We start from the raw sequence: 9,364 nt of genomic DNA on the forward strand, positions 1-9,364 counted from the left end.
GGGTCGAATTCCGCGTCGCTTGAAATTCGCGGCCACCATTCGTCGAACGGCCCGTCGGCGCCATCGTCGAACACGGTGGTCAGCAGCGCATGCAAAGCGAGCGCGTCGGTGGCATCGAAGCCGCGCATGAAAAAACCTTCCGGCCAGCGCGGCGGAGCAAGCGTGTCGTCGAGGATCTTGCGCAGCCTTATGTCGTTCGGCGCCGGCGGGCGCGGCTCAGGCATGGTGTTCAGGCATCGGGCTGCAGGCGACGGCGGCCGCGGTCGCGGCCAAGGCCGGTTTCTTCCAGCATGCCCTTGCGCCTGGCGTCGTAATAATAGCCGCTCTGGTAGAGGCGGTCGGCGCGCTTGGCGTTACCGCCGGCCACCAGCCAGGCGCCGCGCAGATATTTCACCGCATATTTCAGATTAGTCTCGGCGTCGAACAACCCGCTCGCCGGCCCGTCATAGCCCATGCCGCGCGCCGTCGCATGCTTGATCTGCATGAGCCCCCAATGGCCGCGATTGTAGGCCTTGGGATTGAAGGTGCTCTCGCGGCTGACGACACGGCGCACCAGATCGACCGGCACCTCGTAGAGGACGGCATATTTCTCGATCAGCCGTTCGATCTCGCCGCGCGGTCCCGCCGAATACTCTTTGGCAGGGCTGCTCGAAAGCAGGGCGGATGGGTCGTCAGGCGCGACATAGGCGGCCTGCTGAACGCCGGGCATCGTCTTGCCTGTCTCGCCGGTGACCGGCATGGCGACAGCGGCCGTCGCATAGACAGGTGCTGCGCCGGCTGGGGCGGCACCGGCCGTCATGGCTGCAGGTGCAGTTGCGGCCAGCGGGGTCGGTCCGGCAAAGGCTGCTGGCTGGACAGACGTCGCGGCGGGGGCGACGGCCAGCGCCACCGCCTGGACAGGCGCGATGCCGGACGATTCCGGCAGCACCGAAACCGTGTCGGGCAGAGCCAGCGTAAAGCCGGCATCAGCGCCCGCGGCGGCGGTTTCAGTCAGGGAAGGAACGGCCTTCGTCTGCGAGGTCGAGCTGCAGCCGCTGAGACCGGCCGCAGCGAGCATCAAGCCGATCGCGGGAAAAATGATTTTTGCTGGCAAGCCGCGCTCGGGTCCGGTTCGTCTGTTAAGAAAGTCCTTACACTAGCGCCTTTCCCCCGGCAATCCGCAGCCTGTTGTGGACTTCGAATGATTTTCGGGTGGCAACAGCAACCTGAAAATGCGATATCTCGTTCTCGATATGTACTGGATTCCCATCCGTTTCTGCGGAAGGAGCACATCATGGAAAGCACCTCTCGGGCCACCGCCGGCCACGCGGTCTTCGAAACCGTGATCGGCTTCATGGGGATCGCCTGGAGCGAGGCCGGACTGACGAGGCTTTGCCTGCCCCAGCGCAACCGCGACGCGGTGGAACGCCGGCTGCTGCGCCATGCCGGCAGCGCCGGTTCGAGCGCCCAACCGCAATGGGTTACCGAGCTGATCGGGTCGATACAGGCCTATGCAGCCGGCGAAGACATCGATTTCTCCGGTGTGCCGGTCGATCTCACCGGCGTTGACGATTTCCGCCTCGCCATCTACGACGCGGCGCGCAAGCTCGCCTTCGGCGAGACCACCACCTATGGCGAACTGGCCAAGCGCGCCGGCCATGCTGGGCTGGCGCGTGAGACGGGTGCGGCGCTCGGCGCCAACCCGGTGCCGCTGGTCATCCCTTGCCACCGCATTCTTGCCGCCGGCGGCAAGATCGGCGGTTTTTCTGCGCCGGGCGGCTCGACCACCAAGGGAAAGATGCTGGCGATGGAAGGCGTGCGTGTCGGCCCGCCGCCGCCGGCGCAGGTATCATTCGGATTCTGAGGCCGGACGTTGCTAGTCCGGAAAGATGCGCCGGCGGAAACGCCGGTCTGTGTCCACCCGCTTGCATTTGTAGACGATGCAGGACTTCGAATCGGCGCTTGGCACTGACGCCCGTGCCCTGACCTCCCCCATGTTGCAGAAACCCTGGCTCCGCACATAGCGGTCGTAGAGCGGCAGCCCCGGCGTGCGCGTCGACTGGTAACGCAGGATGACGGCGCCCTCTCGCGCGATCGTCGCCCGCACTCTGCCGCAGCTCATGCGGCTCGGATCGTAGCGCGAGATCGCCTGTGCCTCGGCGGCCACCAGCGTCAGGCAGGCGGCAAGCAGAACAGTTTTCATGGTCCTCTCCCAAAACAGGACCTGACGCCCGAAGGCGGCACGATCCTTCCCCGCAACGTGCGCGATAGGCGATGCGAACCCTCCGCAACGCGCGACGTTGCAAGGCTTTCACGCGATTGGGGCGGCCTTTGGGCAGCGCCGCTCAGCGCCTTTTTCGTACCGTCTTGTTTTTTGCGGAGAAGCGGACTATATGAGGTCCATTGATATTTCGGCCGATCGATCCGGGCCTCGCGACATTCGCGTTTGCTGACGTCTATCTCCAAAATCTCGATACAAACCGGCTGGACTTCGGTTCGGTCAAGCTAAAGCAAACGTATAAGGACTATCGAAATGGCAACAGGTACGGTCAAGTGGTTTAATTCCACCAAGGGTTTCGGCTTCATCCAGCCTGACAGCGGCGGAGCGGACGTTTTCGTCCACATCTCCGCAGTCGAGCGCGCTGGGCTGTCGACCCTGGTCGAAGGCCAGAAGATCAACTTCGAGATCGAGCAGGACCGCCGCACTGGCAAGTCGTCCGCTGGATCTCTGAGCAAGGCAGCCTGATTTTGCAAATGGCGCGCGCCGGGCGATAGCTCGGGGCGCGCGGCAAGTCACGGATGTACTGACGGCCGCGCGAGAAGCGCACCGGAGCGAAAATCCCGACAAGCCGAAGCAGCAGATTGCTGCCGGCCCGGACCAAACGCTCCCGATCAGGCTTCCAAGCATGGAAGGCGGGATTTTGTCCCGCCTTTTTGCTGTTCGGATTCCATCTCTGTTCGATTTTCGTGTCCCGGCCGAAGGCCGCAAGCCCCGCCGGGCGTTGCGCCTTTTGGTGCGTCCTGCCCGGAGCGAGCCGCGAAGCGGCGACGAGTGAGGACAGTACTACCCCAGCCACTCCATCGGCACATGCCCCGGATCGGCCTCCACTCGTTTCAGCCAAGCCGCCACCGCCGGATAGGCGTCGAGCTGGAAACCGCCCATCTCGGCCGTATGCGTATAGGCGTAGAGCGCGATGTCGGCGACGCTCAATGCCTCACCGGCAAAGAACGCACTGCCCGCCAGATGCTTGTTCATTACGCCGAGCGCCTTGTTGCCGCGCTCCAGCGTCACCGCCAGCCGTTCCGGCGTCGCATCCTTGGCCCGTTCGGGAAAGGTGAGCAGGGCCTTGCGCACCGCGATATAAGGTTCGTGGCTGTACTGCTCGAAAAATAGCCACTGATAGGTTAGCGCCCGCTCGTATCTGTCGGCCGGCAGGAACCGCGTGCCTTCGGCGAGGTAAAGCAGGATGGCGTTGGATTCGGCAAGCCGCCTGCCGTCGTCGAGCTCGAGCAGCGGCACCATGGCGTTCGGGTTCTTGGCGACATAGTCGGGCTTGCGCGTGTCGCCGGTGTGCGAGCTCACCTCGACATTGGTGAAAGCTATGCCGAGCTTGGCCATCAACAGCCGCGGCTTGTAGCAATTGCCGCTGTCGATCATTCCATAGAGTGTGGTCATTTTTGCTCCCATCGCCGCTCCCCTCGGGAGCCGCCTTACCGGCAATTATCCTGGCAGCGAGGGCTTATTCCAGTGATTTGTTTTGGCCCAACCATCAGCGCCGCTGATAGATCACCCAAACAACGGCACGACGTTGTTGTCCCTGCCAAGCAGCCTGTCGATGGGCAGCGGCTCCTCGTCGAAGTTCGTGCCGGCCAGCGCCGGCCGGGCAAGGTAAAAACCCTGCATCAGGTCGACGCCGCCGTCGAGTGCCACGCGCAGATGCGTGGATTGCTCGATGCCTTCGACCAGCACCTTGGTGCCGCGGTCGTGCAACGCGGAGACCAGCGGCCGGAAAAACCGTTCGGCGGCGGCATGGCGACAGAATTCCGCGAACCAGGTGCCGTCGATCTTGACGATGTCGGGCCGGACAAGCGCAACCCGCTCTTCCGTCGAATGCCCGGTACCGAAATCGTCGATGGCGATGCGGATGCCGTCACGCCGCATCTCGCGCGCCAGGCTGACGAGCACCTTGTCGTCGGCCGCCTGTTCGGTGATTTCGCAGACCAGCATGCCGGGGTACAGATCGAACTCGGCGAGATGCCTGGTCATCAGCCTGATCTCAGCCAGCGCTCGCCCGGGGTCATCGTTGATCAGCGGATTGTAGTTGAAGAATAGGTCGAGCCCGTCGACGCCGATGTTGCGGAAGTTCCGGAGATGCAGCACCCGGCACATCGTCTCGACGAACAGGCGATCCGCCACGGGTACGCCCTCGAAAAATACGCGTGGCGCGACCGACCTGCCGGCGCGGTGCGGCTCGATCAGGCCTTCGACCGCGACGGCCTTCAAAAACCTGCCGCGCGGCGCGAAGATCGGCTGGTAGGCGCTCCTCAGCCGGAACGCGCCATAGACGCCGTATTCGATACCGACCTCGTCGGCAAAGATTGCCTCGCCGACATTGCGCCGCCTGTCGGGCCGCCCGGTCATAGTACCACCTTGCGTCCGAAAGCCCGTTTCGGCCTCGGCGAAGGCGAGACAGTCGCAGGCACCTCGTCGGCATCGGGCACTGCCACCGGCATCTGCCTGTCCTTGCCGAAGACGTGAAAGCTGGTCGGCGCAAGCTCCGGGCGCGCCAGCGCGAATCCCTGCACCATCGAGGCTCCCGATTTTTCAGCCAGTTCAAGCTGCCAGCTCTCCTCGATGCCCTCGAACACGGTGCGGATGCCTTGCTGTTCGAAACTTGCCACCATGGCGGTCAGCAGTGCGAAACCGGCGCCGGACTCCATCAGTTGCATGATCCAGTGGGCATCGAATTTGACGATGTCCGGCCTGAGCTCCTTGATGCGGTTGATGTCGGACTCGTCGGCGCCGTAGTCGTCGACCGCTATGCGAAATCCGTTGGCCCTGAGTGCCTCGACGAAATTGTAGAGCGTTTCCTGCGACGCCGATTTCTGCTCGGTCACCTCGCAGACGACCCGGTTCGCATCGATCTCAGCCTCATGCAGCACCAGCCGCATGTCGCGCAGCGCCTTGTCAGCGATGCTGCGATCGGTGAACACCGACGGATCGAAGTTAATGAAAATGAATGCCTCTTGCGGCAGGCAGGCGCCGGCGTTCAAAAGATGCAGCGTCCTTGTCAGCGCCTCGATATGCAGGCGGTCGACCGTTGGACAGGTGTTGAAAAAGCTCACCGGCGACTGCGGCTCGCCGTCGCGGAACGGCCGGATCAGCCCCTCGAATCCGGTGACGGACAATTTGCCGTTGCTGAAGGCGAAGATCGGCTGGAAAGCGCTCTGCAGCGTATAGATGCCCCAGACACCGCTGGCGGTGCCGTCGTCATGACGGACGATATGGTCATGCCCGATGCTGCGCGACACGGTTCCTCGCTCTGCGAGACTGGCGGAATGGATCGTGATCCAGCCACTCGGGGTTTTACCGCGTGTAGGTGAATTTATTGTTGCCGAATTTGCCGGGGATTTGAGATCTGGCTCATCCGACAGTGCTTGCGCTTGGCGGAATGATGCGACATGAGAAGCGCCGCGGTTAGATGGACCGCCTGCATCCCCAAGGAGATAACATCGTCATGGCCTTTCTTGCTGACGTCCTTTCCCGCGTAAAGCCTTCCGCGACCATCGCGGTGACGCAGAAAGCACGCGAGCTGAAAAACGCCGGCCGAGACGTGATCGGGTTGGGTGCCGGCGAACCGGACTTCGACACGCCGGACAACATCAAGAACGCTGCGATCGAGGCTATCCGCCGCGGCGAAACGAAATATCCTCCGGTTTCCGGCATCGTGCCGCTGCGCGAGGCGATCGTCGAAAAATTCAAGCGCGAGAACAATCTCGACTACCGGCCGGAGCAGACCATCGTCGGCACCGGCGGCAAGCAGATCCTATTCAATGCCTTTATGGCGACGCTGAATCCCGGCGACGAGGTCATCATTCCGAGGCCGTACTGGGTCAGCTATCCCGAGATGGTAGCGATCTGCGGCGGCACCCCGGCATTTGCCGACACCTCCATCGACAACGGCTTCAAGCTGACGGCGGCGGCGTTGGAAAAGGCGATTACGCCGCGCACCAAATGGCTGTTGATGAACTCACCGTCGAATCCGTCGGGCGCTGCCTACACCGAGTCTGAATTGCGCGCTCTGGCCAACGTGCTGTTGAAGCATCCCGATGTCTGGGTGCTGACCGACGACATGTACGAGCACCTGATCTATGGTGACTTCGTCTTCAAGACCATCGCCGAGGTCGAGCCGAAGCTTTATGAGCGCACGCTGACGATGAACGGCGTCTCGAAGGCCTATGCCATGACTGGCTGGCGCATCGGCTATGCGGCCGGGCCCGTGGCGCTGATCAAGGCAATGGATATTATACAGGGCCAGCAGACCTCCGGCGCCTGCACCATCGCCCAGTGGGCATCGGTGGAGGCGCTGAACGGTCCGCAGGATTTCATTGCGAAAAACAAGGCGATCTTCCAGGCTCGGCGCGATCTCGTCGTGTCGATGCTCAATCAGGCGCGCGGCATCACATGTCCGTCACCCGAAGGTGCTTTCTACGTCTATCCGTCCTGCGCCCAGTTGATCGGCAAGAAGACCAAAGCCGGCAAGGTGATCGACAGCGACGAGGCCTTCTGCTCGGAGCTGCTCGAGGCCGAAGGCGTAGCGGTGGTGTTCGGTTCGGCCTTCGGCCTCGGCCCCAACTTCCGCATCTCCTATGCCACGTCGGAGGCGTTGCTCGAAGAGGCCTGCACGCGCATCCAGCGCTTCGCCGCCTCGCTGACCTGATCAGGCGCATCTCGAACACCAAACCCGGCTCGCGGTCGGGTTTGGTGGGCTAAAAAGCCTCAGCCGCCATACTGCTCGTCTGTCACCATTTCCAGCCAGTCGGCATGGACGTCGTCGAGCGCCTCCTGCATGGCGATATGCGCCATCGCCGATTTTGGGCCGGCGCCGTGCCAATGCTTTTCATCAGGAGCGAACGAAATGACGTCGCCGGCCCTGATCGCCTGTACCGGCTCGCCCCAGCTTTGCGCGAGGCCGGCGCCTGATATGACATAGAGCGTCTGGCCCAGCGGATGCGTATGCCAGTGGGTACGCGCGCCGGGCTCGAAACTGACCATGATGGCGCGCAGCCGCGCTGGCGCTTCCTTCTCGATGATTGGCGTCTGCCACACGCGGCCGGTGAAGTACTTTTCCGGCGCAATGGCGGTCGGCACGCTGCCGCAGGCAATGATCTTCATCGTCGCGAGTCCTCAGGCTGACGGCGGATCGGTCGGCGACGGCCGTTCCTTTTTGTCGCAAGAAGCGGGCACTTTCGTCCGATAACCACCACGGCGCAACCGCTTTTGCGGCTGTTCGGCGACGGGCTTTGTTGCGGGATTTGATGGGAGGCTGGGCTCGCATCCGACGGCTTCGCCGATCACGGCTCAACATCCACGACATCAGGCGATCCTCAAATCCCTTGCCCTCCCGGCTAACCCGTGGGACGATGCCTTTGGGTAGGTGGCAAACTGAAAAAAGCCCCGCCCGCGACGGTCGACAGGCCGGCCGCCGCTCCCAGGGAAACGCCTGAGTGGAGGTCAGTCATGGGAACTCGCGCCGGAGGACGACGCACGGGACCGAAATGCATTGCCATAGTCGGTCCCTTTGCAAGCGGTAAGACGACACTTCTCGAAGCCATATTGGCCCGCACGGGCGCCATTCCCCGCCAGAATCCCGTTTCCTCGGGAAACACCGTTTCCGATCATTCGCCCGAGGCACGCGCCCACGCCATGAGCGTCGAGGCGACGTTTGCGACCACCGAATTCATGGGCGAGAAACTCACTTTCGTCGATTGTCCCGGCTCCATCGAATTCTCCTTCGAGGCAGAGCCGGTCCTCGCCGCCTGCGACATCGCCGTGGTCGTCGCCGAAGCCGACGAGAAGAAGATCCCTGCCCTGCAGCTGATCATGCGCAAGCTCGACGATCTCGGCGTGCCGCGTATCATGTTCCTCAACAAGGTCGATAAGGCGATATCAGGCGTGCGCGACACGCTGAAGTTGCTGCAGCCGGCAAGCTCGGTGCCGTTGCTGCTTCGCCAGATTCCGCTGCGCAAGAACGGCGTCGTCATCGGCTCGATCGATCTCGCTCTGGAGCGCGCCTACATCTATCGCGAATATGCCGAAAGCGAGGTCGCCCAGATTCCCAGCGACGACAGGGCGCGCGAACTGGAGGCGCGCTTTTCCATGCTGGAGACGCTCGCCGATCATGACGACCAGTTGATGGAGCAGCTTCTCGAAGAGATTGAGCCGCCGAAGGACGCGATTTTCGACGACCTCGCCGCCGATCTGCGTGACGGCGCCGTGACGCCGGTGCTGATCGGCACCGCCGAGAAGGGCAATGGCGTGCTGCGCCTGTTGAAGACGATCCGCCACGACGCGCCCGACATCGAGGCGACCCGCAAGCGCCTTGGTGCACCTGATGGCAATGCGACCGTGGTCCAGGTGATGAAGACCATTCACACCGCGCATGGCGGCAAGCTGTCGGTCTCGCGCATCCTGTCCGGCCAGCTTGCCGACGCCTCCGAGCTCTTCCTTTCGAATGGCACCACGGCAAAAGTCTCCGGCATCTACAAAATGCTCGGCAAGGACCAGACCAAGCTCACCTCGGCCAGGGCCGGCGACACGGTCGCGCTCGGCAAGCTGGACGACGTCACGACCGGTCAGACCTTGAGCTCGGCAAAGGGCGGCATCAAGCCACTGGTCACGCTGATGCCGCCGCAGCCGGTCTTTGCGTTCGCGCTGCGCCCGAAGGAACGCAAAGACGAAGTGAAGATGTCGGCAGCCATCCAGCGACTTGCCGAAGAAGACCCCTCGCTCAGCCTGCGCCACAATCAGGATTCGGCCGAAACCGTGCTGTCGGGCCATGGCGAGATGCATCTGCGTGTCGTGCGCGAGCGGCTGGAGGGCAAGAACCAGATCCCGGTCGAAGGCCATGCGCCGGCCGTGCCTTATCGCGAGACGATCCGCAAAACGGCGCAGCAGCGCGGCCGCCACAAGAAGCAGTCGGGCGGCCATGGCCAGTTCGGCGACGTGGTGATCGAGATCAAGCCGCTACCGCGCGGCTCCGGCTTCCAGTTCACCGACACCATCACCGGCGGCGCCGTGCCGAAGACCTACATCCAGTCGGTCGAGACCGGCGTGCGCGATTATTTGAAATCCGGCCCGCTCGGCTTTCCGGTGGTCGATGTC

The 9,364-nt window shown here is 63.0% G+C and carries 10 protein-coding genes and 1 pseudogene; 4 read left to right on the plus strand and 7 right to left on the minus strand.

Translation table 11 applies throughout. The features are described from left to right. A pseudogene (locus EOA85_RS18880) lies at positions 1–224 on the minus strand (GNAT family N-acetyltransferase); the annotation flags it as partial. Between the two features lie 5 nt (positions 225–229). Continuing rightward, positions 230–1,093: a lytic transglycosylase domain-containing protein gene (locus EOA85_RS18885; protein WP_127210739.1), complete on the minus strand. Its 864-nt coding sequence runs from the start codon at positions 1,091–1,093 to the stop codon at positions 230–232. A gap of 180 nt (positions 1,094–1,273) precedes the next feature. Between EOA85_RS18885 and EOA85_RS18890 the strand changes: the two genes are divergently transcribed. After that, on the plus strand, positions 1,274–1,843 hold the full coding sequence (locus EOA85_RS18890; protein WP_127210740.1) for a methylated-DNA--[protein]-cysteine S-methyltransferase: 570 nt from the start codon (positions 1,274–1,276) through the stop codon (positions 1,841–1,843). A gap of 12 nt (positions 1,844–1,855) precedes the next feature. On the opposite strand, the gene EOA85_RS18895 is transcribed toward EOA85_RS18890, so the two are convergent. Continuing rightward, the gene (locus tag EOA85_RS18895) at positions 1,856–2,182 is read right to left on the minus strand and encodes a hypothetical protein (RefSeq protein WP_127210741.1); all 327 of its coding nucleotides are present in this window, start codon (positions 2,180–2,182) and stop codon (positions 1,856–1,858) included. A 330-nt stretch (positions 2,183–2,512) separates the two neighbouring features. Here EOA85_RS18895 and EOA85_RS18900 point away from each other — a divergent pair, with 330 nt between their 5' ends. Continuing rightward, a complete protein-coding gene (locus EOA85_RS18900) occupies positions 2,513–2,725 on the plus strand; it encodes a cold-shock protein (RefSeq protein ID WP_023678332.1) in 213 nt (70 codons plus the stop codon). Positions 2,726–3,043: 318 nt separating this feature from the next. Here the strand turns inward: EOA85_RS18900 and EOA85_RS18905 are convergent, their stop codons facing one another. The 3 genes from EOA85_RS18905 to EOA85_RS18915 all read right to left on the minus strand — a co-directional run bounded on the left by EOA85_RS18905 (position 3,044) and on the right by EOA85_RS18915 (position 5,511). Continuing rightward, on the minus strand, positions 3,044–3,655 hold the full coding sequence (locus EOA85_RS18905) for a glutathione S-transferase family protein (RefSeq protein ID WP_127210742.1): 612 nt from the start codon (positions 3,653–3,655) through the stop codon (positions 3,044–3,046). Between the two features lie 111 nt (positions 3,656–3,766). Beyond that, positions 3,767–4,621: an EAL domain-containing protein gene (locus tag EOA85_RS18910; RefSeq protein ID WP_029350093.1), complete on the minus strand. Its 855-nt coding sequence runs from the start codon at positions 4,619–4,621 to the stop codon at positions 3,767–3,769. After that, positions 4,618–5,511 carry an EAL domain-containing protein gene (locus tag EOA85_RS18915; protein WP_127210743.1) on the minus strand — a complete coding sequence of 298 codons (894 nt, stop codon included), beginning with the start codon at positions 5,509–5,511 and terminating at the stop codon, positions 4,618–4,620. The genes EOA85_RS18910 and EOA85_RS18915 overlap by 4 nt, the downstream gene beginning before the upstream one ends. Before the next feature lie 206 nt (positions 5,512–5,717). Here EOA85_RS18915 and EOA85_RS18920 point away from each other — a divergent pair, with 206 nt between their 5' ends. Continuing rightward, positions 5,718–6,920: a pyridoxal phosphate-dependent aminotransferase gene (locus EOA85_RS18920; protein WP_127210744.1), complete on the plus strand. Its 1,203-nt coding sequence runs from the start codon at positions 5,718–5,720 to the stop codon at positions 6,918–6,920. A gap of 59 nt (positions 6,921–6,979) precedes the next feature. On the opposite strand, the gene EOA85_RS18925 is transcribed toward EOA85_RS18920, so the two are convergent. Next, positions 6,980–7,375 carry a cupin domain-containing protein gene (locus EOA85_RS18925; protein ID WP_095519142.1) on the minus strand — a complete coding sequence of 132 codons (396 nt, stop codon included), beginning with the start codon at positions 7,373–7,375 and terminating at the stop codon, positions 6,980–6,982. A 345-nt stretch (positions 7,376–7,720) separates the two neighbouring features. Between EOA85_RS18925 and EOA85_RS18930 the strand changes: the two genes are divergently transcribed. Further along, on the plus strand, positions 7,721–9,364 hold a 1,644-nt coding region (locus EOA85_RS18930), incomplete at its 3' end, for an elongation factor G (RefSeq protein WP_127210745.1).

This window comes from Mesorhizobium sp. M5C.F.Ca.IN.020.29.1.1 (genome assembly GCF_003997375.1).
GTDB lineage: Bacteria > Pseudomonadota > Alphaproteobacteria > Rhizobiales > Rhizobiaceae > Mesorhizobium > Mesorhizobium wenxiniae.

What these genes read in the sequence shown, in the direction of transcription:
- EOA85_RS18890 (WP_127210740.1), top strand. Translation starts at nt 1,274, where the DNA reads ATGGAAAGCACCTCTCGGGCCACCGCCGGCCACGCGGTCTTCGAAACC.
- EOA85_RS18910 (WP_029350093.1), bottom strand. Translation starts at nt 4,621, where the DNA reads ATGACCGGGCGGCCCGACAGGCGGCGCAATGTCGGCGAGGCAATCTTT.
- EOA85_RS18900 (WP_023678332.1), top strand. Translation starts at nt 2,513, where the DNA reads ATGGCAACAGGTACGGTCAAGTGGTTTAATTCCACCAAGGGTTTCGGC.
- EOA85_RS18925 (WP_095519142.1), bottom strand. Translation starts at nt 7,375, where the DNA reads ATGAAGATCATTGCCTGCGGCAGCGTGCCGACCGCCATTGCGCCGGAA.
- EOA85_RS18905 (WP_127210742.1), bottom strand. Translation starts at nt 3,655, where the DNA reads ATGACCACACTCTATGGAATGATCGACAGCGGCAATTGCTACAAGCCG.
- EOA85_RS18920 (WP_127210744.1), top strand. Translation starts at nt 5,718, where the DNA reads ATGGCCTTTCTTGCTGACGTCCTTTCCCGCGTAAAGCCTTCCGCGACC.
- EOA85_RS18895 (WP_127210741.1), bottom strand. Translation starts at nt 2,182, where the DNA reads ATGAAAACTGTTCTGCTTGCCGCCTGCCTGACGCTGGTGGCCGCCGAG.